25 protein-coding genes and 1 tRNA gene are annotated in these 23917 nt (G+C 67.5%); 14 read left to right on the top strand and 12 right to left on the bottom strand.

The features are described 5' to 3' along the window. Positions 1–9: 9 nt before the first annotated feature. The 6 genes from ACE3UA_RS10970 to ACE3UA_RS10945 form a co-directional block, all read right to left on the bottom strand. Positions 10–801 carry a DUF1217 domain-containing protein gene (locus ACE3UA_RS10970; protein ID WP_374645012.1) on the bottom strand — a complete coding sequence of 264 codons (792 nt, stop codon included), beginning with the start codon at positions 799–801 and terminating at the stop codon, positions 10–12. Then, positions 798–1202, bottom strand: coding sequence for a flagellar biosynthesis repressor FlbT (gene flbT, locus ACE3UA_RS10965; RefSeq protein ID WP_374645010.1), 405 nt, complete (start codon positions 1200–1202; stop codon positions 798–800). Before flbT ends, ACE3UA_RS10970 begins: the two co-directional genes overlap by 4 nt. Continuing rightward, positions 1199–1570, bottom strand: a complete 372-nt coding sequence (gene flaF / locus ACE3UA_RS10960; protein WP_374645008.1) for a flagellar biosynthesis regulator FlaF — start codon at positions 1568–1570, stop codon at positions 1199–1201. The genes flbT and flaF overlap by 4 nt, the downstream gene beginning before the upstream one ends. Before the next feature lie 68 nt (positions 1571–1638). After that, a complete protein-coding gene (locus tag ACE3UA_RS10955) occupies positions 1639–2844 on the bottom strand; it encodes a flagellin (RefSeq protein ID WP_374645005.1) in 1206 nt (401 codons plus the stop codon). 194 nt (positions 2845–3038) lie between these two features. Continuing rightward, complete coding sequence (locus ACE3UA_RS10950) at positions 3039–3350, bottom strand: hypothetical protein (RefSeq protein WP_374645003.1); 312 nt, start codon at positions 3348–3350, stop codon at positions 3039–3041. Beyond that, complete coding sequence (locus ACE3UA_RS10945; RefSeq protein WP_374645001.1) at positions 3337–3624, bottom strand: rod-binding protein; 288 nt, start codon at positions 3622–3624, stop codon at positions 3337–3339. Before ACE3UA_RS10945 ends, ACE3UA_RS10950 begins: the two co-directional genes overlap by 14 nt. 1267 nt (positions 3625–4891) lie before the next feature. Between ACE3UA_RS10945 and ACE3UA_RS10940 the strand changes: the two genes are divergently transcribed. Together ACE3UA_RS10940 and ACE3UA_RS10935 are read left to right on the top strand one after the other, a co-directional pair. After that, entirely contained in the window at positions 4892–5419 is a 528-nt protein-coding gene (locus ACE3UA_RS10940; RefSeq protein ID WP_374644999.1) for a flagellar hook-length control protein FliK, read from the top strand. An 8-nt stretch (positions 5420–5427) separates the two neighbouring features. Then, complete coding sequence (locus tag ACE3UA_RS10935) at positions 5428–6087, top strand: flagellar hook capping FlgD N-terminal domain-containing protein (protein WP_374644997.1); 660 nt, start codon at positions 5428–5430, stop codon at positions 6085–6087. Here the strand turns inward: ACE3UA_RS10935 and ubiB are convergent, their stop codons facing one another. Together ubiB and ubiE are read right to left on the bottom strand one after the other, a co-directional pair. Next, positions 6088–7614: a 2-polyprenylphenol 6-hydroxylase gene (gene ubiB / locus ACE3UA_RS10930; protein ID WP_374644995.1), complete on the bottom strand. Its 1527-nt coding sequence runs from the start codon at positions 7612–7614 to the stop codon at positions 6088–6090. Next, entirely contained in the window at positions 7611–8357 is a 747-nt protein-coding gene (gene ubiE, locus ACE3UA_RS10925; protein ID WP_374644993.1) for a bifunctional demethylmenaquinone methyltransferase/2-methoxy-6-polyprenyl-1,4-benzoquinol methylase UbiE, read from the bottom strand. The genes ubiB and ubiE overlap by 4 nt, the downstream gene beginning before the upstream one ends. Before the next feature lie 83 nt (positions 8358–8440). On the opposite strand from ubiE, the gene mutM reads away from it, so the two are divergent. The 8 genes from mutM to gyrB all read left to right on the top strand — a co-directional run bounded on the left by mutM (position 8441) and on the right by gyrB (position 18008). Continuing rightward, positions 8441–9286 (top strand): bifunctional DNA-formamidopyrimidine glycosylase/DNA-(apurinic or apyrimidinic site) lyase, encoded by an 846-nt coding sequence (mutM, locus tag ACE3UA_RS10920; protein WP_374644991.1) that lies wholly within the window; start codon positions 8441–8443, stop codon positions 9284–9286. Between the two features lie 59 nt (positions 9287–9345). Continuing rightward, entirely contained in the window at positions 9346–10122 is a 777-nt protein-coding gene (locus ACE3UA_RS10915; RefSeq protein WP_374644989.1) for an enoyl-CoA hydratase, read from the top strand. A 208-nt stretch (positions 10123–10330) separates the two neighbouring features. Continuing rightward, positions 10331–10600 (top strand): 30S ribosomal protein S20, encoded by a 270-nt coding sequence (rpsT, locus tag ACE3UA_RS10910; protein WP_374644987.1) that lies wholly within the window; start codon positions 10331–10333, stop codon positions 10598–10600. 537 nt (positions 10601–11137) lie between these two features. Then, a complete protein-coding gene (gene dnaA / locus ACE3UA_RS10905; protein ID WP_374644985.1) occupies positions 11138–12499 on the top strand; it encodes a chromosomal replication initiator protein DnaA in 1362 nt (453 codons plus the stop codon). Between the two features lie 116 nt (positions 12500–12615). After that, a complete protein-coding gene (gene dnaN, locus ACE3UA_RS10900; protein WP_287868909.1) occupies positions 12616–13734 on the top strand; it encodes a DNA polymerase III subunit beta in 1119 nt (372 codons plus the stop codon). Between the two features lie 35 nt (positions 13735–13769). After that, the gene (gene recF / locus ACE3UA_RS10895) at positions 13770–14852 is read left to right on the top strand and encodes a DNA replication/repair protein RecF (RefSeq protein ID WP_374644982.1); all 1083 of its coding nucleotides are present in this window, start codon (positions 13770–13772) and stop codon (positions 14850–14852) included. Between the two features lie 3 nt (positions 14853–14855). Further along, positions 14856–15476 carry a LysE family translocator gene (locus tag ACE3UA_RS10890; RefSeq protein ID WP_374644980.1) on the top strand — a complete coding sequence of 207 codons (621 nt, stop codon included), beginning with the start codon at positions 14856–14858 and terminating at the stop codon, positions 15474–15476. A gap of 81 nt (positions 15477–15557) precedes the next feature. After that, a complete protein-coding gene (gene gyrB / locus ACE3UA_RS10885) occupies positions 15558–18008 on the top strand; it encodes a DNA topoisomerase (ATP-hydrolyzing) subunit B (protein WP_374644978.1) in 2451 nt (816 codons plus the stop codon). 69 nt (positions 18009–18077) lie between these two features. Here gyrB and ACE3UA_RS10880 read toward each other — a convergent pair whose 3' ends face one another. Together ACE3UA_RS10880 and ACE3UA_RS10875 are read right to left on the bottom strand one after the other, a co-directional pair. Then, positions 18078–18650 carry a dimethylsulfonioproprionate lyase family protein gene (locus tag ACE3UA_RS10880; RefSeq protein WP_374644976.1) on the bottom strand — a complete coding sequence of 191 codons (573 nt, stop codon included), beginning with the start codon at positions 18648–18650 and terminating at the stop codon, positions 18078–18080. 11 nt (positions 18651–18661) lie between these two features. Continuing rightward, positions 18662–18737, bottom strand: a tRNA-Arg gene (locus ACE3UA_RS10875). A gap of 239 nt (positions 18738–18976) precedes the next feature. Here ACE3UA_RS10875 and ACE3UA_RS10870 point away from each other — a divergent pair. Beyond that, positions 18977–19996 carry a LacI family DNA-binding transcriptional regulator gene (locus ACE3UA_RS10870; RefSeq protein ID WP_374644974.1) on the top strand — a complete coding sequence of 340 codons (1020 nt, stop codon included), beginning with the start codon at positions 18977–18979 and terminating at the stop codon, positions 19994–19996. A gap of 147 nt (positions 19997–20143) precedes the next feature. On the opposite strand, the gene ACE3UA_RS10865 is transcribed toward ACE3UA_RS10870, so the two are convergent. Together ACE3UA_RS10865 and ACE3UA_RS10860 are read right to left on the bottom strand one after the other, a co-directional pair. Continuing rightward, positions 20144–20425: an NfeD family protein gene (locus ACE3UA_RS10865; RefSeq protein WP_374644972.1), complete on the bottom strand. Its 282-nt coding sequence runs from the start codon at positions 20423–20425 to the stop codon at positions 20144–20146. Between the two features lies 1 nt (position 20426). Continuing rightward, entirely contained in the window at positions 20427–21305 is an 879-nt protein-coding gene (locus tag ACE3UA_RS10860; protein WP_374644970.1) for an SPFH domain-containing protein, read from the bottom strand. Between the two features lie 158 nt (positions 21306–21463). Between ACE3UA_RS10860 and ACE3UA_RS10855 the strand changes: the two genes are divergently transcribed. The 3 genes from ACE3UA_RS10855 to lpxK are packed head-to-tail and all read left to right on the top strand — an operon-like array spanning position 21464 to position 23892. Continuing rightward, the gene (locus ACE3UA_RS10855; RefSeq protein ID WP_197643105.1) at positions 21464–21709 is read left to right on the top strand and encodes a DUF4170 domain-containing protein; all 246 of its coding nucleotides are present in this window, start codon (positions 21464–21466) and stop codon (positions 21707–21709) included. 3 nt (positions 21710–21712) lie between these two features. Continuing rightward, complete coding sequence (locus ACE3UA_RS10850) at positions 21713–22906, top strand: 3-deoxy-D-manno-octulosonic acid transferase (RefSeq protein ID WP_374644968.1); 1194 nt, start codon at positions 21713–21715, stop codon at positions 22904–22906. Continuing rightward, the gene (gene lpxK / locus ACE3UA_RS10845) at positions 22906–23892 is read left to right on the top strand and encodes a tetraacyldisaccharide 4'-kinase (protein WP_374644966.1); all 987 of its coding nucleotides are present in this window, start codon (positions 22906–22908) and stop codon (positions 23890–23892) included. The genes ACE3UA_RS10850 and lpxK overlap by 1 nt, the downstream gene beginning before the upstream one ends. Positions 23893–23917 lie beyond the last annotated feature (25 nt).

Raw genomic sequence — 23917 nt, 5'->3', positions numbered from 1 at the left:
CCTGCTTGCCTACCGTCGCAGCAACGTCAGGGCGATGGCGGCCGGCGAAATGCCCGCCCCCTGCTCCTGCGCCTGGGACTGGAACATGAAGCGGCGCACCAGCGCCTCCATCTTTGCCGGATCGCCGAACTGGCTGATGTCGGACGACCCGAAGGCCGCGCGGGTCTTGTCGCGCAGGACCGCGACCTGCTGGTCGAGATCGATCGCGGAGAAGCTTTTCGGCAGGCCAAACGCGGTCTGCACCACCTCGCGCAGCGGCGCGTTGCCGAGAACGGCATACCATTTTGCCGTTTCGCTGGTCTTGCGCGCCGCCAGCGCCGGGATTTCGCGTTCCGCGTTCAGCGCCAGCCGGTAGCTGTCGTTCTGCTGTCCGACGGCAGTCTCAAAACTCCGGGCGCGGAACTGCGCCAGGATCTCCTCCGGGAAAGTGGATACGGCGGTCCGCGGCACGGAATAGTCGCCAAAGCCGAAGGCGGCCGCGAACTTCTGGTATTGCTTGTCGGCGAGCTTGTTGGCCAGGCTCCCCTCCTTCAGCGTCCCGCCCTCGAGCAGCTTGCGGATGAAGGCCTTGCTGTTCAGGTCGGCTTCCAGCCCGAAGGCCGTCAGCGAGATCCGCAACAGCCGCTTGTCGCTGACCAGCTGCTCGGCCGTCGTCACCTTGCCGATCTTTTCGCGGAAATAGGCCTCGTCCCGCTGCTGCACGGGCGAGGCCTGCTGCGCCACCTGCTGGCGTGCCATCGTGCGTTTGAGAAAGCTCCAGCCGGCATAGCCGGCAAGCGGCAGGACCGGCTGGAAGCTCATGCCCGGCCTGCCGCGAACAGCCGTTCTTCGCGCGGCAGAAGGCTGCGAAGCGCCTTGAGCGCCTGGTAATGCTGGTCCTCCAGCACCGCGCGGCTGGCCATCGTCAACTGCAGGCGACTGTCGGGATCGGTCAGGACCTGGCTCAGCTGCTCGATCCCGCGCAAGAGCTGCTGGCGTGCCTCGCCCGCCTCGGCATCGCCCGACAGGACCAGTTGCGCGATATAGCAGACGCGGCGGACGGGGGTATTCGCCTGCCCGGGGTGGATCGCGTCGCGCATGCGCAGGATGTTGGCATTGGGCGTCATGATCGCGAGCCGCGACCGCTTTTCGCCATTCTCGACCACGGCACCGTTGATCAGGACCCGTTCATGCGGGCCAAGCTTCAGGACAAGGCCGGTCATGTCGCACCGCCTTCGCCCCGCAGGCCGCGCATGACGGCGGTGTTGATGTCGGCCAGGACCTCGACACTGGCGCGGTTTTCCAGCACGGCGCGGCTGTGCTGGACGGTGAATTCGTAAAGGTAGAACAGTCGGGCGCGCAGCACGGCGGGCAGGGTGTTGCCGGGAAGGGCGACGTCCGAGGCCAGGGTGGACCAGAGCTGCTGGTTGTCGGCCAGCGCGCGGACCAGGCCGGGGAAATCCTCGGCCCGGCTGGTCCAGGCGGACCGGAGCCGACGGGTGATCTGCGCCAGAAGGTCGTATTCGACCGAGCGGGGCGAGCGGGCCGGCATCTCGCGCCGGGCATAGGCGATGGGGGCTTGATAGGACATGGGGCTTCCGTCTGTGCGAAGCTGCGGGGTGAGATGGGCCGCGGGGGGTCACCCCGCGGCCCGGACGCTTAGCGGAACAGAGACAGGAGGCCCTGCGGCTGCTGGTTGGCGATCGACAGCGCCTGGGTGGCGAGCTGCTGCTGCACCTGAAGCGCCTGCAACCGGGCCGAGGCTTCCTCCATGTCGGTATCGACCATGACGCCGATCCCGGTCTTGAGCGAGTCGGTCAGGTTGCCGACGAACTCGCTCTGGATGTCGATGCGCTTCTGCGACGAGCCGAAGGAGGCGGCCGCGTTGATCGAGGTCTGCAGCATCCCCTCGATCGCGTTGAGCGCGGTCGCGGGCTGGGTCACCACGTTGATGCTGTTCAATCCGGACAGCCCGCCGGTGCCCCGCGTGGCGGTGGCCGAGATCGCGGCCGCCTGGTTGGTGTTGTTCGCCACCTCCAGCTCGCCGGCGTTCAGGGTCAGGGTGAAGTCGGTGTCCGACAGGCCGTTCGTGGTCAGCGAGGATTTCAGCCCCGCCACCAGGGCATCGGCGGTATCTCCCTTCTGCACGACATAGCGGCCCTCGACCGTTCCGACCTTCAGCGTGACCGCATCGCCCGCGACGAGGCCGGTCAGGTCGGCCGGATCGGCGGTGGAATCGTTCGCGGCAAGCGCCCCGGCCCCGCCCTGGAAGGCGAAGCCGTCCAGCGTGACCGGCGTGCCGGTGACGATGCTCGCCGCCGAGAGGGTGCCGCCCCCTGCCGTCAGCGCAGCGCCGGCATCGGTCGACAGGTTCTGCGCATCGACGGTGATGTTGGACGAGGTCACGCCGGTCTGGCTGCGATCCAGCGAGGAGAGCACGTTGACCGCGGTCTGCGAGCCGTTGACCAGGTTCAGCCCGTTGAACTGCGCCGCGCCGACGGTCGATTCGATCTGCTTCGTCAGCGCGTCGATATCGGTCTGGATCTTGGTCCGGTCGACGTTTTCCGCCTGGGCGGCGACGATCTTGCCCTTCATCTCGGTCAGAAGCTTGGTCACGGTTTCCGAGGCGTTGCGGGCGACGGTCAGCGTGGCCGAGCCGACGGAGAGGCTGTCGGCAATGCCCTTGAAGCCCTGGACATCCGATTCCATCACCTTCGAGATCGCCCAGACGGCGGCATTGTCCTTGGCGGTGGCCACCGACTTGCCGGTCGCGATGTCGGCCTGGGTCTTGTTGAGGTTGGCGCTGATGCCCTTCATCGTCTGCAGGGCGACCATCGCGCTGGTGTTCGTCAGGATCGACGTCATCTTCGGTTCCTTACAACTGGCCGCAGGTTTCACGGCCTTGGAAAGCCACCGGGGTGGCGGGACGGGCGTTCTGTCCGATGCCGCCGGAGCCCCGGCAAGCGCCGCCCCGTCATGGGACGCAGGACCCATCAAGCCGCCGATAGCCTAACCAACCCCTAATGCCGTCGCGCCGAATTCCGGGCATTTGAACCAACTCAGAGACGTTTCGCCGCCGCCTGGGGCGGGGGGACCGATGCCCGCCGCCCCAGCGCGTCATAGGTCGTGAGGATCGGGCCCGAGGCGATCTCGGACAGCCGCCCGCGCGCGGCCCGGACGCCCCGCGCCGCGGCCTGGGCAAGGCGTGCATTGCGGTCGGCCTTCTCGCGCAGCCGCCCGGCATCCGGCGCATCTTCCGCAAGCGATCCGGTCTTGGCGCCGATCGCCTCCGTCAGGGCCGGCAGCGCGGCAAGGTCACCGCGCAGCAGGGCCTCGGCTGCCTGGTCGAGCAGTTCCTCAAGCCGCGCCATTCTCGGCCTCCACCATCGACTGGAAGATCATCGCCGCCAGCCCGATTCCCCCCTTTTCGACCATGAGCCGCGCCTGTTCCTGCCGCAGAAACGAGGCGAACTGCGTCTCGCCGGGGCTGCCGCCGAACTCGCCTTCACTCTCGCCAAGGCCGGTATGGGCCAGCATTTCCGCAAGGAATGCGGTCTCAAGCTCCCGGGCCTTGGCGTGAAGCGCCTGGTGACGTGCGGAAGGCGGATCGGGGGGCCGGGGCAGGGCGGCCGGGGAAGAGAGCATGATGACCTCGCGAGATAGGTTGAATTTTCCGAACCATGCGGGAGGCGGGTAAAGAATGGGTAACCTATGGCCGGGATAACGGGGCGAAAGCGACAGAAGTCGTGAGGTAGCCATGCAAGCAGTCCATGCAGTTGTCCCCACCGCCAAAGGAATGGCGCCCGCTCTCGGCCCTGCCCCCATCGCCCTGGTCGAGGGTGCGGGATTCGCGGCCGTGCTGGCCGAAGGCGAAGGTGCGCGAGAGGTGACTCGCTCCGCCTTCGATCTTGATGAGGAGATCCCGGCCACCGGCGTTCCCCTCTACTGGTCCCCGATGCCAGGACCCGCCGCCCCGGTCTTGGCGGAAGGCGAATCCCTGCGGGACGAGACCCGGGTCCCTCCGGCCGGGATCCTCGAGTCCCCTCCTGTCGCGGCGTTCGAGCCGACCGAAACCGTGGAGCCGATGGCGCCGGCAGCGCCAGAGGTCCCGGACAGGGCCGAGGCCGATACGCCCCCGTCCCGGATTGCCGTCCTTGCCGCACAGGACCTGCCTGCAAGGCCCGGCTGGGAGGATGAAGGGCGGGCCCAGGCTCCTGCACCGGACCGGCCCCGGCGTCCGGCGCCATCTCCATCGTCCGCCGGGGGACAGGATTCGCCGCCGCCGCCCGGCCCTGTCACCGCGGTTCCCGATGTGCGGCAAAATGTAGGCATGGCGCGGGAGGAGATGTCCGATCCCGATCGGGCGCGAACGGTGTCGGCGGATATGCCGGGCGGCCCGACAGTCTACCCGCCGATGCGGGACGACCCGCCGCCTTCGGCCGCTGCCGCAGTTCCGGCAGCCGGGACGCCCCCTGTCCCGGACGCCAGGGCCACCCCCGCCCTGCGCGCGGCCCTGCCTGCCTCCGACCGGGCGCAGGCGGTCCTGCCGGAGGCGCCGGTTGACATGGCAGCCGTCCCGCCGATGCGGGAGCTGCCGCCTTTCACCGCTGCGTTTCCGCCGCCCCCACTCACCGAAAACCCGCTCCGCCCCGATCTTCCCCGAACGGAGGGGCCAGAGTCTCTTCTGGCGGAGCAGGATCCGGTCGCCACCACGGCACCGGCCGCGCCGCCCGCTCCAGTCGCCCAGCCCGACACGCCGCATCCTCCCCCGGTCCCGCTGGCCGAGGCCATTCCGGAGGATCATGCACCCCTCGAAGACCGCGCTTTCCCACCGATCGAGGACACTCCCGCTCCGCAGCCCCGCATCGATCCCCCCCCGGACCCCGGGGCGCGTGCAGTGGAGCTTGTGGCCGTGCCGGCCTGGCTCCGGATGGTTCCCGCCTGGCTGGAGATCGCCACGCTGGAACAAGGCGAGGTGGAAGGGATGGCCGGCCTGGGCCAGGCGCCCGGCAATCCGGCCGCTGCCCCGGGGGCGCCCCTCGCACTCGCCCCCGCTCCGCCGCCGATTGCCGCCCCCGTCCTGCAGGGGCTGGCGCGGCATCAGGACGGCACGACCGAGATCACCCTCTCGCCCGAGGAGTTGGGGACCGTGCGTCTGCGCCTGCGCCCCGATTCGCGCGATCATGAGCGGATGGTGGTCATGCTCAGCTTCGACCGGCCCGAAACGCTGGACCTCTTTCGCCGCCACGGCGAGCAGCTGGCCGAGGCGATCCGCAGCGCAGGTTACACCGGGGTGGACATCGGCTTCGACCAGGGCGGCGGGACCCCAGGGCACTCCGACCGGCCCCCCGACGAGCCCGCCCCGCCAGAGACCGCCCTGCTTTCCCCCCTGCCCACACCCCGCAGCCTGACCGGGGCCGCCCTTGACCTTCGCCTGTGAGACCCATGATGGATGTAACCTCCGTTTCCACCCCGCCCCGCTCTGCCACTCCCGCCCAGGCGGCGGGGACGGGCAAGCTCAGTTCGGATTTCAACACCTTCCTGAAGATGCTGACCGTGCAGATGCAGAATCAGGATCCGATGAACCCGATCGATTCGGCCGACTATGCCGTGCAGCTCGCCACCTTCTCGGGGGTGGAGCAGCAGGTGCGGACCAACCAGCTCTTGCAGGACATGCAATCGCGCTTTGCCCAGATGGGAATGGCGGACATGGCCACCTGGATCGGCAAGGAGGCGCGCTCGGATGCGGCCGTGGTTTATGCTGGCGCGCCGGTCACCCTCTCGCCCAATCCGGTCGCCGGGGCGACCAGCGTGACGCTGGCGATCCGCAACGAAAGCGGCACCCTGGTCGCGCGTGAGGAGATTCCGGTCAGCGCCCAGCCCTATCAATGGCTTGGCGCGGGGGCCGATGGCTCTCCCCTGCCGCCGGGGCGCTACACGATCACCCAGGAAAGCCTGATCGACGGCGAGGTGGTGGATAGCCGAGCGGTCGAGCACTATGCCCGTGTGGTCGAGGCGCGCGGCGGGTCTGGTGGCACCAGCCTGGTGCTGCAGGGTGGGGTCGAGGTTCCGGCGACCCGGGTCACCGCGTTGCGGGAAGCAAGCTGATCAGAACAGCGCGCTGAGGCCGAACCCGGACGCGAAGGCCGCCCCGACCAGAAGCCAGGCCAGCGGCGGCACGCGCCGCTCCACCACGACCGGCATCGGCGGATTGCCCGAGCGGATCAGCTGTGCCTCGATCAGGGCCGGAAGCCGGGGTCCGAAGCGCGCCAGCACACGCGCTGCCTTGACCATGTCGCGCAGCATCGCCTTGGGGCCGATGCTTTCCGCGATGTAGCGTTCGACGATCGGATGGGCGACCTCCCAGATGTTGATCCGGGGATCGAGCGAACGGGCGACACCCTCGACCACCACCATGGTGCGCTGGAGAAGGATCAGCTCGGTCCGGGTCGCCATGCCGAATCGCTCCGTGACTTCAAAGAGATAGGACAGAAGCCGCGCCATGCTGATCCGGCTTGCGTCCATGCCGAAGATCGGCTCTCCCACCGCGCGCAGGGCGCGGGCGAATTCGTCGATGTCGCGGTCGGCGGGGACGTAGCCGGCCTCGAAATGCACCTCGGCGACGCGACGATAGTCCTTGCGGATGAAGCCCATCAGGATCTCGGCATAGACCCGGCGGGTATATTCGTCGATCCGGCCCATGATCCCGAAATCATAGGCGATGATGTCGCCATTCGCCGCGACCTTCAGGTTGCCCTGATGCATGTCGGCATGGAAGAATCCGTCGCGCAGCGCGTGGTTCAGGAACAGCTGCAACACCCGCGCGGCGATGACCCGGCGGTCAAGTCCCGCCGCGTCGATCAGATCGTTGTCGTTCAGCCCGATTCCTTCGGCCCAGCCCAGCGTCATCACATTGCGCGAGGACAGGAACCAGTGCGGCTGCGGCACCCGGAAGCCTTCGTCCTTCTCGGTGTTGGCGGCAAACTCGGCGGCCGAGGAGGATTCCAGCCGCAGGTCCAGCTCGCCCATCACCACCCCCTCGAAATGGGCGATCACATCCAGCGGACGCAAACGGCGCGAGAAGGGGGCGAGCCGCTCGATCCAGCGGGCGGCAAGGTAGAAGGCGTCGATGTCCTTGCGGAAGGCGCGCTCGATGCCGGGGCGCAGGACCTTGACCGCGACTTCCTCGCCGGTATCCGCCAGCCGTGCGCGGTGGACCTGGGCAATCGAGGCGGCGGCGACGGGTTCGGAGAATTCGCCGAAGATTTCCGAGACCGGCAGCTCCAGCTCGGCCTCGATCATCTGCTTGGCGATTTCGGTCGGGAAGGGCGGCAGCTTGTCCTGCAGGTATTTCAACTGCTGCGCCAGTTCCTCGCCCACGATGTCTGGGCGGGTGGAGAGGACCTGGCCGAACTTGATATAGGCCGGCCCCAGCGCGGTCAGCGCACGGGTCGCTGGCGGCAGGGCCGGGTCGCCCTTCAGCCCCAGCCATTTGAACGGCCAGCCCAGCATCCGGGCGGCAAAGCGCAGGTGCGGCGGGGCGCGAAAGGCCTCCAGCACCACGTCCATGGCCCCCGTCCGCTCCAGCGTGGCGCCGGTGCGGATCAGGCGGATGATGTTGTGCGGCCCCTTCACAGCTTCCAGCCGGAATGCAGCGCGGCGATGCCGAGCGAGAGGTTGCGGTATTTCACCTGCCCGAACCCCGCCTCGCGGATCATGCTGGCAAAGCTCTCCTGATCGGGGAACTTGCGGATCGACTCGACGAGATACTGGTAGGAGTCCCGGTCGCCGGCGACGATCTGGCCCATCACCGGGATCACGTTGAAGGAATAAAGATCATAGGCCTTTTGCAGCAAGTCGTTCGGAATATGGCTGAATTCCAGCACCATCAGCCGCCCGCCCGGCCGCAGCACGCGATAGGCCTCGCGCAGCGCATCGGGGATGCGGGTCACGTTCCGGATCCCGAACGAGATCGTGTAGACGTCGAAACTCCGGTCCGGGAAGGGGAGAGCCATGGCATCGCCCACCACCCAGTCCAGGCTTTGCGCCATCTGCTCGGCCTCGGCGCGCTTGCGGCCCTCGATCAGCATCGGCTCGGTCATGTCGCAGACCACCGCCGACGCGCCCGGCGCGCGCTTGAGGAAGCGGAAGGCCACGTCGCCCGTCCCCCCCGCCACGTCCAGCAGCCGCTGGCCCGGCCGCGGTGCCAGCCAGTCCATCATCGCGTCCTTCCAGATGCGGTGGATCCCCACCGACATCAGGTCGTTCATCACGTCGTATTTGCTGGCCACCCGGGAAAAGACGCCATGCACCATCCCGGCCTTCTCGGCCTCGGGCACGTCCTGAAAGCCGAAATGGGTTGTCTTTTCGTCCTGCATCGGGGCTTGCGGTCCTTGTGTCTCGCCCCCTTATAGTCCGCGAACCCGCGCCCGCAATGCGCCGAACTGTCCAAGAGGTCAGGATGCCCGAACTGCCCGAGGTCGAAACCGTCCGCCGGGGCCTCCTTCCGGTGCTGGAGGGCGGCCTGATCGCAAGGGCCGAGGTCAACCGCCCCGACCTGCGCTGGCCCTTGCCCGAGCGGATGGCCGAGCGGCTGACCGGCCGCAGGGTGACGGCGCTGCGGCGGCGGTCGAAGTATATCCTTGCCGATCTCGACTCGGACGAGACGCTGCTGGTGCATCTGGGCATGTCGGGCCGGATGCTGATCTCGGGCGCGCAGGTGGGGGTCCATTACCGCGACCACCCGGCGCCGCAGAAACATGACCATGTCGTGCTGCACATGGCGGGCGGGGCGCGGATCACCTTCAACGACGCCCGCCGCTTCGGCGCGATGGACCTGATGCCCACGGGCGGCGCGCATCCGCTGCTGGAGGGGCTGGGGCCGGAACCTTTCGGTAACGATTTCAACGGGCCCTATCTCGCCAGCCGCCTGAAGGGCCGCAGGACCCCGATCAAATCCGCGCTGCTGGACCAGCGCATCGTCGCGGGCCTGGGCAACATCTATGTCGCCGAAACGCTCTACCGCGCGCGGATCAGCCCGTTGCGGCTTGCCGGTGACCTCGCGGAAGCGCAGGCGCAGGCCCTCGTCCCCCTGATCCGCGAGGTCCTGGCCGAGGCGATCGAGGCCGGGGGCTCCAGCTTGCGCGACTTCCGGCAGGCGAATGGCGAGCTTGGCTATTTTTCCAAGCATTTCCAGGTCTATGATCGTGAAGGACAGCCCTGCGAAACCCCCGGTTGTTCTGCCGTGATCACCCGCACCATCCAGTCCGGCCGCTCCTCCTTCTGGTGCCCCGCCTGCCAGAGGTGACTTGCTATCCCGGCTTTTGGTGCTAGGAGTCTCCGCGTCTGCCAAGAGGGGAGGCCGCCGTGGCCTATGAAACGCTGATCGTCGAGATCGAGGATTATGTCGCCCTGATCCGGCTCAACCGTCCCGACGCGATGAACGCGCTGAACTCGGCCCTGATGCGCGAACTGGCGGCGGCGGTCACGGCGGCGGAACAGAACGAACGCGTGCGCTGCATCGTCATCACCGGCTCGGACAAGGCCTTTGCCGCCGGGGCCGACGTGCGCGAGATGGCCGAGAAAAGCTTCATCGACGTCTTCTTCGACGATCTCTTCGGCCCCGAGGCCGCCACCATCGCCCGCACCCGCAAGCCGATCATCGCGGCCGTCGCGGGCTATTGCCTTGGCGGCGGCTGCGAGCTGGCGATGCTGGCCGATTTCATCATCGCCGCCGACAGCGCCAAGTTCGGCCAACCCGAGATCAACCTGGGCATCGTCGCCGGCCTGGGCGGAACCCAGCGCCTGACGCGCGCCGTGGGCAAGTCCAAGTCGATGGACATGCATCTGACCGGCCGTTTCATGGATGCGGCCGAGGCGGAACGCTGCGGCCTCGTTTCCCGCGTCGTCCCGGCGAAATCGCTGATCGAAGAGACGATGAAGGCCGCGCAGAAGATCGTAGAGAAGTCCATGCTCACCGCCATGGTGGTCAAGGAATGCGTGAACCGCGCCCAGGAAGGCAGCCTGTCCGAGGGGATGCTGTTCGAGCGCCGCATGTTCCACGCCCTCTTCGCGACCGAGGACCAGAAGGAGGGCATGGCCGCCTTCCTGGAAAAGCGCCAGCCGCAGTTCCGCGACCGATAGGCCCTCCTCCTCGCACCCGTCGGCAGCGACCGGCGAGGAGTGCACGAAGTGCTCGACGAGCGGTTCGGGCCTTTCCTTTCCCCACGACTTGCCCTATAGGCCAGCCCCACATGCGCGTGGGCCCGCTTAGGCAAGAATCACTCCCGACCCCGGTCGGGGCCTTGTGGTCTTTCGTGCAACCGAAACGCAAAGACCCGAAGGAAGCCAGATGGCCAATACCGAACAGTCCAAGAAGCGCGCCCGCCAGTCCGAGGCGCGTTATGCCGTGAACAAGTCGCGCCGGTCGCGCATCCGCACCTTCCTGCGCAAGGTCGAGGAAGCCATCGCCTCGGGCAACGGCGAAGCCGCCGCCGCCGCGCTCAAGGCCGCCCAGCCGGAACTGGCCCGTGGCGTGACCAAGGGCGTGCTGCACAAGAACACCGTCGCCCGCAAGATGTCGCGCCTGGCCTCGCGCGTGAAGGCCGTCGTCAAGGCCTGAAGTCACGGGCCTGACGTCGCGGGCCTGAAGCGGACCGAATCCGGAACAGAGGGGCGCAGCCGCATCGGCTGCGCCTTTTCGCTTTTTTACGCCCGTTTCGACGCGATTTCCGGCGCTCCGTTGCCGATTTGCAAGGGGTCGCGGATTCGGTTTCAGGGAACCTCTGTCAAGCGCGTTGTTCGGTTGCAGGCCCCGCTCCGGGCTTGCTAGCGTCTCCCTGCGATTCACTTCGTCCTGGGGGACAAGCGCAGATCGTGACGGAAAGACTGCTGCACAGACCGGGCGCTGCCGTGCCGCAGGATCTGAGTTTTTCCTTGGCGATCAATGATTTGGGGTAGCAGTCTTGCTGCCTTTCGTCATGTGTGGGCGGTTGCCGGGTTCCGGCGGCCGGATTGCCTGCGCCCCTGTCCCCGCATGGACCGCCCGTCGGTCGCCCTTCGGGGTGCCGGGCCGCCCCGGGGTGCCTCGCGTGTGTGGAAGGCTTCTGTGCGGCCGGCGGCTATTCTGCCGGCTCCAGGGATATTGGCAGGCGACAGGATGACGAACGAAACTTGGGGTCAGGTCCGCGAAGAGCTGATCAAACGTGTTGGGAAGAACAACTATGTCACCTGGATCGAACCGCTCAAGCTTTCCGGGCTGAAGAACGGCGTTGCCCGTTTCGAGGTGCCGACGATCTTCTTCGGCGACTGGGTGCAGCGCAACTATGCCGACCACATCCGCACCCAACTGGCCAATGCCGGCGCCGAGGTCGAGCGGGTAGAGTTTTCCGTGGGCCAGGCCCCGGCCGAATCCCGCCCTGCGGCCGTGAAACCGGCTGCCGCAAAACCGGCCCGCAGCCGCGCCGTCGCGGATGAGGAACTGCCCGGTGCGCCGCTCGATCCCCGTTTCACCTTCGACAGCTTCGTCGTCGGCAAACCGAACGAGCTTGCCCACGCCGCCGCCCGCCGGGTGGCCGAGGGCGGGCCGGTCACCTTCAACCCGCTGTTCCTTTACGGCGGCGTCGGCCTTGGCAAGACCCACCTGATGCATGCCATCGCGCACGAGCTGCAAACCCGCCGCCCCGACCTGCGCGTGCTTTACCTGTCCGCCGAACAGTTCATGTACCGCTTCGTCCAGGCCCTGCGCGAACGCCAGGTCATGGACTTCAAGGAGCTGTTCCGCTCGGTCGACGTGCTGATGGTCGACGACGTGCAGTTCATCGCCGGCAAGGATTCCACGCAAGAGGAATTCTTCCACACCTTCAACGCCCTGGTGGACCAGAACAAGCAGATCGTCATCTCGGCCGACCGCGCCCCCGGCGAGATCAAGGATCTCGAGGAACGCATCAAGTCGCGCCTGCAATGCGGGCTGGTGGTGGACCTGCATCCCACCGACTACGAACTGCGTCTTGGCATCCTGCAGCAGAAGGTCGACTTTTACCGCAGCCAGTATCGCGGCCTGGTGATCGCCGACGGCGTGCTAGAATTCCTGGCCCACCGCATCACCACCAACGTCCGCGTGCTGGAAGGTGCGTTGACCCGCCTCTTTGCCTTCGCCTCACTGGTCGGCCGCGAGATCACGCTGGACCTTACCCAGGATTGCCTGGCCGACATCCTGCGCTCCTCCGACCGCAAGCTCTCGATCGAGGAGATCCAGCGCAAGGTGGCCGAACATTACAACATCCGCCTCTCCGACATGATCGGGCCGAAGCGCCTGCGTACCATCGCCCGGCCGCGGCAGGTGGCGATGTACCTGGCCAAGCAGCTGACCCCGCGCAGCCTGCCCGAAATCGGCCGCCGTTTCGGGGGCCGCGACCACACCACGATCATGCATGGCGTGCGCAAGATCGAAGAGCTGATGACCACCGACAGCCAGCTGGCCGAAGACCTGCAGCTTCTGCGCCGCTTGCTGCAGGGATGAACCGGGGGCGGTCTTGACGGCCTCCTGAAACCTTCGCACAGTCCGAACCAACACTTGTGAGCCGGTGGAAACCGGGTAGATTTGTCGTCCCTTCGGGGATCGGCAGGGAGAGTATGATGAAGCTCAGCATCGAACGCGTCACGCTCCTGAAGGCGCTGGCGCAGGCGCAATCGGTGGTCGAACGCCGCAACACGATCCCGATCCTCGCCAACGTGCTGATCGAGGCCGAGGGCAATCAGGTCTCGTTCCGCGCCACCGACCTTGACATCGAGGTGGTGGACCGCGCCCCCGCCATGGTCGAGCGCGCCGGGGCGACCACGGTCTCGGCGGTCATGCTGCACGAGATCGTCCGCAAGCTCCCCGATGGCGCGCTGGTCAGTCTCTCCGAGGATGCCGCCGCCGGCCGCCTGACCATTACCGCCGGCCGCTCCACCTTCAGCCTGGCCACCTTGCCGAAGGAAGACTTCCCGGTGATGGCGACCAGCGAATATTCCTCGAACTTCTCCGCCAAGGCGCCCGAGCTGCGGCGCCTGTTCGACAAGGCGAAATTCGCCATCTCGACCGAGGAGACGCGCTATTACCTGAACGGCGTCTACATGCATGTCGCCCAGGGCGAGGCCGGCCGAGTCCTGCGCTGCGTCGCCACGGACGGCCATCGCCTGGCCCGCATCGACGCGCCCCTGCCCGAAGGCGCCGATGGAATGCCCGGCGTCATCGTCCCGCGCAAGACCGTGGGCGAGTTGCGCAAGCTCCTCGATGACGACGAGGCCACGATCGCCGTCTCGGTTTCCGAAACGAAGGTTCGTTTTGCGACGCCGGTCATCACCCTGACCTCCAAGGTCATCGACGGCACCTTCCCCGACTACACCCGCGTGATTCCGACCGGCAACACCCGGCGGCTGGAGGTCGACGCCTCCGAATTCGCCAAGGCGGTCGACCGTGTCGCCACTGTCTCCTCCGAACGCTCGCGCGCGGTGAAACTGTCCCTCGAGGAGGACCGGCTGGTGCTCTCGGTGAACTCGCCCGATTCCGGCGCGGCCGAGGAAGAACTGGCCGTCGCCTATGCCGACGAGCGGCTGGAGATCGGCTTCAACGCGAAATACCTGCTGGAAATCGCCAGCCAGGTCGATCGCGAGAATGCCGTCTTCCTGTTCAACTCGGCGGCCGACCCGACCCTGATGCGCGAAGGCAATGATACCTCGGCGGTCTACGTCGTCATGCCGATGCGGGTGTGATCCGTCGCAACTGACTGTTCCGAAAGGGAAAAGCCTTGGGCGGTCTGGCGATCGAAACCCTCGCCCTGTCGCATTTCCGCAGCCACCGCGCCCAGCGGCTGCGGTTTGACGGCCGCCCGGTCGCCATTGTCGGCCCGAATGGTGCCGGCAAGACCAATATCCTGGAAGCCGTTTCCCTTCTCTCTCCCGGTCGCGGCCTGCGCCGCGCCGCGGCCGAGGATCTGGCCCGCCGCCCGGAATCCCTGGGCTGGAAGATCGCCGCCAGCGTGCAGGGCCTTTCGGCCGCGCACGAGCTGGAGACCTGGGCCGAGCCTGGCGAGTCGCGCCAGGTCCGCATCGACGGCAAGGCTGCGACGCAGGCAGGTCTTGGCCGCATCCTGCGCGTGCTCTGGCTGGTTCCGGCGATGGACCGGCTCTGGATCGAGGCGGCCGAGGGGCGGCGGCGTTTCCTTGACCGGATGACGCTGTCGTTCTTCCCCGAGCATGCCGAACATTCGCTCACATATGAAAAGGCGATGCGCGACCGAAACCGGCTGATCCGGGATCAGGTGACCGATCCGCATTGGTATGCCGCGCTGGAAAGCCAGATGGCCGAGGCCGGGCACAGGATCATCGCCCACCGCCGCGCCGCGCTGGCCCGCATCGCCTCTGCGACCGATCCCGCCAGCGCCTTTCCCAGCGCCGAGTTGAACCTGGCCGGCCCCGAGGACGAGGATCTGGCCGTTGCCCTGGCCGAAGGCCGCCGCCGCGATCTGGCCGCCGGCCGCACCCTGACGGGGCCGCACCGGGCCGATCTTCTGGCGCGCTATGGCGCGAAGAATACCCCGGTCGATCAATGCTCTACCGGAGAGCAGAAGGCGCTCCTGATCAGCCTGATCCTCTCGAACGCCCGCGCCCTGGCGCAAGAGCTTGGCCGCGCCCCGATCCTGCTTCTGGACGAGGTCGCGGCCCATCTGGACCCAAGGCGCCGCGCCGCGCTGTATGACGAGATCTGCGGCCTGCAGGCGCAGGCCCTGATGACAGGCACCGAGCCGGCGCTTTTCGGGGACCTGGGGGCGCGGGCCCAGCTTGTTTCCGTGCGCGAATCGAATGATGGTTCTGAAATTACACAGGATTAACGAATGAGCGTTTCATTATACCAGCTTGGTCTCTACGCCCTGGGGATGGCCGGCCTCTGGGCGGTGCCGGGTCCGGTCTGGGTGGCGCTGACCGCGCGGGCGCTGGCTGGCGGTTTCGCGGCCGCCTGGCCCCTGGCGATCGGGGTGGCCCTGGGTGACCTGATCTGGCCCCTTGCGGCGATCCTGGGCCTCTCCTGGATCGAAAGCAGCTATGGCGATGTGCTGGCCCTGTTGCGCTGGGTGGCGGCCGCGATCTTCCTTGTGATGGGCGTGCTGCTGATCCGCAAGCCTGCCGCCACGCTTTCCGCCGACAGCCGCCTGACCCGGCCGGGTCTCTGGGCCGGATTGACGGTCGGCCTCGCGGCGGTGATCGGCAATCCCAAGGCGATCCTGTTCTACATGGGCGCGCTGCCGGGCTTCTTCGCGCTGGAGACGCTGACGATCGCCGATGTCGTCGCGATCATCGCGCTTTCCGCGCTGATCCCGATGGCGGGAAACCTTGGCCTTGCGCTGTTCCTCCATCGGGCGCGGCAGCTTCTGTCCAGCCCTGAAAGCATGCGGAAGATGAACGTCACCTCGGGCGTCCTGCTGATCGGTGTCGGGCTGGTGATCCCCTTCCTGTAGCTACCAAATCTTGTGGCAAAGGGGTGACATTCCCGGCCTGAAACGCTATAAATCGCGCGCAACGACAAGGGTTTCCCACGCATGGCTGACCAGCCCAGGAAGGCTGCCGAATACGGCGCCGAATCCATCAAGGTTCTCAAGGGGTTGGAGGCTGTTCGCAAACGGCCCGGGATGTATATCGGCGATACCGACGACGGCTCGGGCCTGCACCACATGGTCTATGAGGTCGTGGACAACGGCATCGACGAGGCGCTGGCCGGTCACGCGACCGAAGTCGTGGTGAAGATCCATGCCGACGACAGCGTTTCGGTGCGCGACAACGGTCGCGGCATCCCGGTCGACCTGCACCCCGAAGAGGGCGTTTCGGCAGCCGAGGTCATCATGACCCAGCTGCACGCCGGCGGAAAGTTCAACAACACGGATGAGGGTGGCAACGCCTACAAGGTCTCGGGCGGGTTGCACGGCGTCGGCGTCTCGGTCGTCAACGCCCTGTCGGAATGGCTGGAACTGACGGTCTGGCGCAACGACACCGAATACCGCGCGCGCTTCGAGGATGGCGAATGCGTGGTCCATGTGCACGAGGTCGGCCCCGCCCCCGGCCAGCGCGGAACCCGGGTCCGCTTCCTTGCCAGTTCCAAGCAGAACCGGCCGGACGGGACCTTCTCGAACCTCGACTACAGCTTCAAGACGCTGGAGACCCGCCTGCGCGAACTGGCGTTCCTGAATTCCGGCGTGCGCATCATCCTGGAAGATGAACGCCATGCCGAACCGCAGAAGGTAGAGCTTTTCTACGAAGGCGGCGTGCGGGAGTTCGTGAAATACATCGACCGCTCCAAGACCTCGGTCATGCCCGAACCGATCTACATCGTCGGTGAAAAGAACGGCATCGGGGTCGAGGTGGCGATGTGGTGGAACGACAGCTACCACGAAACCGTATTGCCGTTCACAAACAACATCCCCCAGCGCGATGGCGGCACGCATCTGGCCGGTTTCCGCGGCGCGCTGACGCGGACGATCACCGGCTACGCGCAATCCTCCGGCATCGCCAAGCGCGAGAAGGTGGATTTCACCGGCGACGACGCGCGCGAGGGGCTGACCTGCGTCTTGTCGGTCAAGGTGCCGGACCCGAAATTCTCCAGCCAGACCAAGGACAAGCTGGTCTCGTCCGAGGTCCGCCCGGCGGTCGAGAACCTGGTGAACGAAAAGCTCGCCGAATGGTTCGAGGAGAACCCCGGCCCCGCGAAGATCATCGTCGGCAAGATCGTCGAGGCCGCGCTGGCGCGTGAGGCCGCCCGCAAGGCGCGCGAGCTGACCCGGCGCAAGACCGCGCTGGACGTGGCTTCGCTGCCGGGCAAGCTGGCCGACTGCCAGGAACGCGACCCCGCCAAGTCCGAGCTTTTCCTCGTCGAGGGCGACTCCGCCGGCGGCTCGGCCAAGCAGGGCCGCAGCCGCGCCAACCAGGCCGTCCTGCCCCTGCGCGGCAAGATCCTGAACGTGGAACGCGCCCGCTTCGACCGGATGCTCTCCAGCCAGGAGATCGGGACCCTGATCACCGCCCTCGGCACCGGGATCGGCCGCGACGAATTCGACATCGGCAAGCTGCGCTACCACAAGGTCGTGATCATGACCGACGCCGACGTCGACGGCGCCCACATCCGCACGCTGCTGCTGACCTTCTTCTTCCGCCAGATGCCGCAGTTGATCGAGGGCGGCTATCTCTACATCGCCCAGCCGCCGCTCTACAAAGTCGCGCGCGGCAAGTCCGAGGTCTACCTCAAGGACCAGGCCGCGCTTGACGACTATCTGGTCGAGATGGGCACCGAAGGCGCCGTCCTGCGCCTGACCGACGGGCAGGAGATTGCGGGCAACGATCTCGCCCGCGTGATCGAGGGCGCGCGCCAGTTCCGCCGGGTGCTCGACGCCTTCCCGACCCACTATCCCCGCGCGATCCTGGAACAGGCGGCGCTTGCCGGGGCCTTCGATCCCGGCCGCGCCGACGACGACCTGCAACTGGTTGCCGACACCGTGGCCAGACGCCTGAACCTGATCGCGCCGGAGTTCGAGCGTGGCTGGCAGGGCCGCATCACCCAGGACCACGGGATCCGCCTCAGTCGCATCCTGCGCGGGGTCGAGGAGTTGCGGACGCTGGATGGCGCCGTCCTGCGGTCGGGCGAGGCGCGCAAGCTGAGCCAGATCGCCGGGCAGCATCGCGACATCTACCGCGACCCCGCCCGCCTTGTCCGCAAGGACCGCGAGCAGCCGATCCACGGGCCCATCGACCTGCTGAAATCCATCCTGGCCGAGGGCGAGAAGGGCCTGACCCTGCAACGCTACAAGGGTCTCGGCGAGATGAACCCCGACCAGCTTTGGGAAACCACGCTCGACCCCGAGGCGCGGACGCTGCTTCAGGTCAAGGTCGACGACCTGGCCGAGGCCGACGACATCTTCTCCAAGCTGATGGGCGATGTGGTCGAACCCCGGCGCGAGTTCATCCAGCAGAACGCCTTGTCGGTCGAGAACCTGGATTTCTGATCCGGGCGCACCCGATTTCCGCAGGAAATCGTCACGGAAATCCTCGATTTCCGGCGTCCGGCATCGCCGTCAGATCGGCAGATACCACAGCGCCAGGAACGGCCCCTCGCCCGAGCGCATCGCATGGGCGATTCCCGGCGGGTTGTAGATGCAGCCTGTCGGGCCGGGATCGGTCCAGTCCATCCGGGCATTCCACCATTCGCCGGGACTCAGCGACAGATAGACCTCTTCCGGCGGGTGGTTGTGCGTGGCGTAATCCACCCCCGGCGCCATGACCGTGACCCCGATCCACAGATCGTCGCGTCGCTCAAGGCCTCCCGGCCCCAGGATCATCGCATTGGCGTGGCCGTTCCAGAACCGCTGGTCGCTCTCCCTGGCCGAGACCCGGCGCTTCCACTCCAGTTGCCCCTGGACTGCCGCAAACGCCCGTCCCAGCGCAGCCCGCTCGGGGGCCACGGCCGCAAGGGCGGGGGCGATCCAGTCGCAGACCGGCAACCGCGCCGGGTTTCCCCCGGTCGGGCCGACCGCGTCAAAGCGGCCGATCACCGTCTCCGCCGCCCGCAACGCCTCGCCGGTGCAGGACTTGCGCAGAGCCGCGGCCGAAGCGGCAAGAAAGGCGCTGATTTCGGGGGATCGGGTCATGCTGCCTCCGTTGGCGACCCCGGCAGGACTTGAACCTGCAACCTTCCCCTTAGGAGGGGGACGCTCTATCCGTTGAGCTACGGGGCCTTCCTGTCGTCATGCGATGAAATCGCCGCCATTTCAACCGTCGGAAAAGAAAAGGGGAGGCAAGTTTTGGCCCACTACCCCCCCTTTCGTCCTCCGGGTTCCTGGTGAGAGCTTGCAGAGCCCGACGGATATGGCCAGCACTGGCGGCTGTTAGCGCAAACATTAGCAGGTGAAAGCGGCTTGGACAAGCCCGGGTTTTGGCGCTAACAAAGGGTATTCCCCACGCTTGGACCCATGCCGTGACCAAACCCACGCCCGACCCACGCCATACGCTGACCCTGCGCGACGTCTCCGAAGCCTCGGGCGTTTCCGAGATGACGGTCAGCCGGGTCTTGCGCAACCGGGGCGACGTTTCGGCCGCGACCCGGGAAAGGGTGCTCGAGGCCGCGCGCACCCTTGGTTATGTCCCGAACAAGATCGCGGGCGCCCTCGCCTCGCAGCGGGTGAACCTGGTCGGCGTGGTGATTCCCTCGCTGTCGAACATGGTCTTCCCCGAGGTGATGACCGGCATCTCCGAGGTGCTGGAAGGCACCGGCCTGCAGCCCGTGGTCGGTGTCACCAACTATCTCCCCGATCGCGAGGAATCGGTGATCTACGAGATGCTCAGCTGGCGCCCCTCGGGCATGATCATCGCAGGGCTGGAACATTCCACCGCGTCGCACGCCATGCTGTCCCGCGCCGGGATACCGATCGTCGAGATCATGGACATCGACGGCGCGCCGATCAACCACGCGGTCGGCATCTCGCACCGCCGCGCCGGGCGGCAGATGGCCGAGGCGATCATCGCCGCCGGCTATCGCCGCATTGCCTTCCTGGGCACGCGGATGCCGAACGACTTCCGCGCCAAGAAGCGGCTGGAAGGATTCGAGGAGGCGCTTTCCAAGGCGGGACTGGCGCTTGTGGACCGCGAATTCTATTCCGGCGGGTCGGCGCTGCTGAAGGGGCGCGAGATGACCGAGGCGGTGTTGAACCGGACGCCGGACGTCGACTTCCTGTATTTCTCCAACGACATGATCGGGGCAGGGGGCCTGCTCTACTGCCTCGCCCAGGGACTCGACGTTCCTGGCCGCATCGGGCTGGCCGGATTCAACGGGGTGGAGCTTCTGGACGGCCTGCCGCGCAAGCTGGCCACGATGGATGCCTGCCGCCTGGCAATCGGCCGGAAGGCCGCAAGGATCATCGCCGAGGCCCCCGAGGCATCGCAGGTCGAGGAACTGTTCCCCACGCTGCAACCGGGCGACACGATCCGCCGCCCGTAGGAGGCGACAAAGCGCCCCGTCCGACGGTGCGCGACAGCGCGTCCGCGCCGGAAACAGCGTTACCGCGCGGTAAACGCCCAAAGCCAACCCCTTGAATTCACTGACGTCGCCGCGCCTGTCCACTGTGGACGCTTCCGGCGATGTCTCTCAGGGATTGTCGTTGATATCCCGGTCCCAGATCTTCACCTGACCTTGCCTGACCCCCATGGTCCGGCGCAGGACCAGCCAGGCCGCGACAGAGGCCACCGCGAAAATCAGGATCAGCGCGGGCAGGCCGGCCGGGATGCCGATCGCGACGAGAATCCCGGTGAGGACCGCCCCGATCGCGAAGCCAAGGAAGATATAGCCCGGCGCAAGGATCTCCAGCACGCCGAGGGCGAAGCCAAGGACGACCCAGGCCCACCAGGTTCCCGCCAGATCGTGCAGCATCCTACCGTCCTTTCAGCATCTTGAACGCATCCCCGAAGGCCTCCAGCAGGTTGGCCGGCATCAGGATCGTCTGCTTGCCCTGACCCGAGGCGATGGCCTGCATCGCCTCGACCTGTTTCAGCGCGACCTGGTATTGCGCCGCTTCCAGCCCGCTTTCCTTGATCGTTTCGGCGATCACGCCCGTCGCATAGGCCTCGGCATCCGCGGTTACCCGCTTGGCCTTGGCCTGCTGCTCGGCCGCGTAAAGCTCGGCGTCGGCGGCCAGTTCCACCGCGCGCTTGCGGCCCTCGGCCTCCATGACCTGCGCCCGCCGCGCCCGTTCGGCGTTCAGCTGCTGCAGCATCGCGGCCCGCGTCGCCTCGTCCAGGTTCACGTCCAGGATCTCGGCCCGCGTGACCTCGACTCCCCAGTCGTCGACCATCACCGTGACCTGCTCGCGCACCCGCTCGATCAACTGGGCGCGGTTCGACTGCACCTGGTCCAGCTCCAGCTTGCCGATTTCGGACCGGACGATCCCCGCCACCGTCGTCGCGATCGCGCCATCCACGTCCCGGATGCGGTAGACCGTCTTTTCCGGCTCGGTCACCCGGTAGAAGACGCTGGTCTCGACCTTCACCAGCACGTTGTCGGCGGTGATCGCGTCCTGGCTGGCGTTCGGCAACTGCCGTTCCAGAACCGAGACCTTGTGCGCCACCCGGTCCAGGAAGGGCACGACGAAGTTGATCCCCGGCCCCAGCACCGACCGTAGCCGGCCGAAGCGTTCCACGACGTGCTTTTCCGACTGCGGCACGATGCGGACCCCCAGGAAAATGCTGAGGATGATGAACAGGGCGATAAAGATATAGACCAGCGGCCAGCCGATCAGATCCTGGTAATCCATGAAAATCCCCTTCCTGAAATGCCCGCGCATCCCGCGCCTGCCTCAATCTCGCGCGACATCCCCATCAGCGCAAGTCCCGAGCGCCTTGTCGGTCCGGCATCTTCCCCCTGACCGGCGAAGCGGATAGGTTCGCCGCGATCCCTTGAACGGAGCCCGAAATGACCCAGCGCCTGCATCTTGTCTTCGGGGGCGAGCTTGTCGACCCGCAAGTCAACGTCTTCCGGGACGTGTCGAAGATCCATATCGTGGGCATGTTCCCGAACTACGAGACTGCCTTCAGCGCCTGGAAGGCCGAGGCGCAGCGCACCGTGGACAATGCCCACATGCGCTATTTCATCGCCCATATCCACCGCCTGCGGGACGAGGCCAGGTCAGGTTCGCCGACCGAGGAGCTGGGCGCCTGATCCATGCCCGCCTTGCTGGGTCTGACGCTGTACAACCTCGGCCAGCGCCGGGAACCGGGTGCCGAGGCCACCCGGCCCAGGCGTCCGGCCGGGCGTCTGGTCTGGCTGCACGCACCGGGCGAGGCGGCGGCTCCGGCGATGCTGGCGCTGGCGGGGCGGCTGGTCGAGGAGGACGGGATCGCCGTGCTTCTGACCTGTCCGGCGGCGCTGCCGCAGCGCGCCGGGGTGATCCTGCAACCGCCGCCGCCGGACACGCCGCCCGACGCGCGGGCCTTTCTTGACCACTGGCGACCCGAAGCCGCGGTCTTCTCGGAAGGCGAGTTGCGCCCCGCGATCCTGCACGAGACCGCCGAACGCGCCATTCCCATGCTTCTGGTCAATGCCCGCGCCCCGGCCTTCCTGCGCGAACGGGACGGTTGGTATCCGGGGCTGATGCGCTCGGCCCTGTCGCGTTTCCAGCATGTCGCGGCGGTGGACGAGGCCGCGGCGCGCGCCTTCCGCAAGGCGGGGGCGGCGCTGTCCGCGGTGGCGGTGACCGGAAGGATGATGGAGGACAATCCCGTCCTGCCCTGCCTCGAGGCCGAGCGCGCGGCGCTGGCGAAGATGGTCGCCTCGCGCCCGGTCTGGTTCGCGGCGGGCATCCCCGAGGCCGAGGAGGCGGCGGTGATCCAGGCGCATCGCATGGCGCTGCAGCATTCGCATCGGCTGCTGATGATCCTGATGCCGGCCGACCCCTCGCGTTCCGCCACGCTGGCCGGGCAGATGGAGGCGGCCGAGGGTTGGGTGGTCGCCCAGCGGTCGCTGGACGAGGAGCCGGAGCCGGAAGTCGAGGTGTTCATCGTCGACAATGCGGCGGAATACGGGTTGTGGTATCGGCTTGCGCCGGTCTGCTATCTGGGCGGAAGCCTGACGGGCAAGGGTCCGCTACGCTCGCCGATGGAGCCGGCCGCGCTGGGTTCGGCCATCCTGCACGGGCCGCGGACGGGGGGCTACGGGCCGATCTTCGGCCGGCTGGGCGCGGTGCGGGGAACGCGGGCCGTGGCCTCGGCCAATGATCTGGGCGATGCGCTGGGCGATCTTCTGGCGCCCGACCGGGCGGCGCGGCTGGCGCATGCCGCCTGGGCCCTGGCCAGCGACGGGGCCGAGGTGACCGAGGGCGTGCTGAACCGCCTGCGCTCCATCCTGGACGGCGGCTGATGCGCGCGCCCGACTTCTGGTGGCGCAGGCCCGACCGGCCGGGGCTGCTGCCCCGCCTGCTGTCCCCGCTGGGCTGGCTGTATGCGGCCGCGACGGCGCGGCGGCTGAAGCAGTCGGGCTACCGGCCTGCGGTTCCGGTGCTTTGCGTCGGCAATCTGGTCGCGGGCGGGGCGGGCAAGACGCCGACGGTGATCGCTTTGGTCGAGCGGCTGGCAGCGCGCGGTCACGCGGCGCATGTGGTCAGCCGGGGGCATGGCGGGCGGCTGGAAGGGCCGGTCCAGGTCACGGCGGCGCACCGGGCCGAGGAGGTCGGGGACGAGCCGCTGCTTCTTTCGGCCTTCGCGCCGGTCTGGGTTGCCAAGGACCGGGCGGCAGGCGTGCGGGCGGCCGAGGCGGCAGGCGCGCGGGTGATCCTGCTGGACGACGGGTTCCAGAATCCCTCGGTGGTGCCCTCGCTGGGGCTGGTGGTGGTAGACGCGGCCAAGGGCTTCGGCAATGGCCGCTGCATCCCGGCGGGTCCGCTGCGCGAGCCGGTCGGGGTCGGGCTGGCGCGGGCGGATCTGGTGCTGACGATCGGGGAGGAGTCGGCGCAGGTCCGTTTCGGCGCGATCTGGGGCGGGGCGGTCGCGGTGCCCCGGCTGGTCGGCCGGCTGGAGCCTTTGCAGATGGGGATGGACTGGCAGGGGCAGCGGGTGCTGGCCTTTGCCGGAATCGCAGACCCCTCGCGCTTTTTCGCCACGCTGCGCGGCGAGGGGGCCGAACTGGTCCGGGGCGAGGCGCTGGCGGATCACGAGATGCTGTCGGAAACCCTGCTGCGGCGGCTGGAGGCCGAGGCGGCGGCGGCGGGGGCGCAACTGGTCACGACCGAGAAGGACGCGGCGCGACTGCCCCCGGCCTGGCGGCCGAAGGTGCTGACGCTGGTGGTCCGGCTGCGGGTCGCGGACTGGTCGGCGCTGGACGCCGCATTCGACCGGCTGGGATTGTAAGCCCAAAATTTTTCGTCGAAAAATT

The organism is Tabrizicola sp., assembly GCF_041919135.1.
In the GTDB taxonomy this organism is placed as follows: Bacteria; Pseudomonadota; Alphaproteobacteria; order Rhodobacterales; family Rhodobacteraceae; genus Tabrizicola.
Note: the sequence above shows the minus strand (reverse complement) of the source record. Positions and strands in the feature narration are given on the sequence as shown.

Coding starts and splice junctions, on each gene's coding strand:
- ACE3UA_RS10855 (WP_197643105.1), top strand. CDS start 21,464: ATGACCCAGCGCCTGCATCTTGTCTTCGGGGGCGAGCTTGTCGACCCG.
- ACE3UA_RS10850 (WP_374644968.1), top strand. CDS start 21,713: ATGCCCGCCTTGCTGGGTCTGACGCTGTACAACCTCGGCCAGCGCCGG.
- rpsT (WP_374644987.1), top strand. CDS start 10,331: ATGGCCAATACCGAACAGTCCAAGAAGCGCGCCCGCCAGTCCGAGGCG.
- lpxK (WP_374644966.1), top strand. CDS start 22,906: ATGCGCGCGCCCGACTTCTGGTGGCGCAGGCCCGACCGGCCGGGGCTG.
- ubiE (WP_374644993.1), bottom strand. CDS start 8,357: ATGCAGGACGAAAAGACAACCCATTTCGGCTTTCAGGACGTGCCCGAG.
- ACE3UA_RS10935 (WP_374644997.1), top strand. CDS start 5,428: ATGGATGTAACCTCCGTTTCCACCCCGCCCCGCTCTGCCACTCCCGCC.
- ACE3UA_RS10955 (WP_374645005.1), bottom strand. CDS start 2,844: ATGACGTCGATCCTGACGAACACCAGCGCGATGGTCGCCCTGCAGACG.
- dnaA (WP_374644985.1), top strand. CDS start 11,138: ATGACGAACGAAACTTGGGGTCAGGTCCGCGAAGAGCTGATCAAACGT.
- ACE3UA_RS10890 (WP_374644980.1), top strand. CDS start 14,856: ATGAGCGTTTCATTATACCAGCTTGGTCTCTACGCCCTGGGGATGGCC.
- mutM (WP_374644991.1), top strand. CDS start 8,441: ATGCCCGAACTGCCCGAGGTCGAAACCGTCCGCCGGGGCCTCCTTCCG.
- gyrB (WP_374644978.1), top strand. CDS start 15,558: ATGGCTGACCAGCCCAGGAAGGCTGCCGAATACGGCGCCGAATCCATC.
- ACE3UA_RS10970 (WP_374645012.1), bottom strand. CDS start 801: ATGAGCTTCCAGCCGGTCCTGCCGCTTGCCGGCTATGCCGGCTGGAGC.
- ACE3UA_RS10880 (WP_374644976.1), bottom strand. CDS start 18,650: ATGACCCGATCCCCCGAAATCAGCGCCTTTCTTGCCGCTTCGGCCGCG.
- ACE3UA_RS10865 (WP_374644972.1), bottom strand. CDS start 20,425: ATGCTGCACGATCTGGCGGGAACCTGGTGGGCCTGGGTCGTCCTTGGC.
- ACE3UA_RS10860 (WP_374644970.1), bottom strand. CDS start 21,305: ATGGATTACCAGGATCTGATCGGCTGGCCGCTGGTCTATATCTTTATC.
- dnaN (WP_287868909.1), top strand. CDS start 12,616: ATGAAGCTCAGCATCGAACGCGTCACGCTCCTGAAGGCGCTGGCGCAG.
- flaF (WP_374645008.1), bottom strand. CDS start 1,570: ATGTCCTATCAAGCCCCCATCGCCTATGCCCGGCGCGAGATGCCGGCC.
- ACE3UA_RS10950 (WP_374645003.1), bottom strand. CDS start 3,350: ATGGCGCGGCTTGAGGAACTGCTCGACCAGGCAGCCGAGGCCCTGCTG.
- flbT (WP_374645010.1), bottom strand. CDS start 1,202: ATGACCGGCCTTGTCCTGAAGCTTGGCCCGCATGAACGGGTCCTGATC.
- ACE3UA_RS10945 (WP_374645001.1), bottom strand. CDS start 3,624: ATGCTCTCTTCCCCGGCCGCCCTGCCCCGGCCCCCCGATCCGCCTTCC.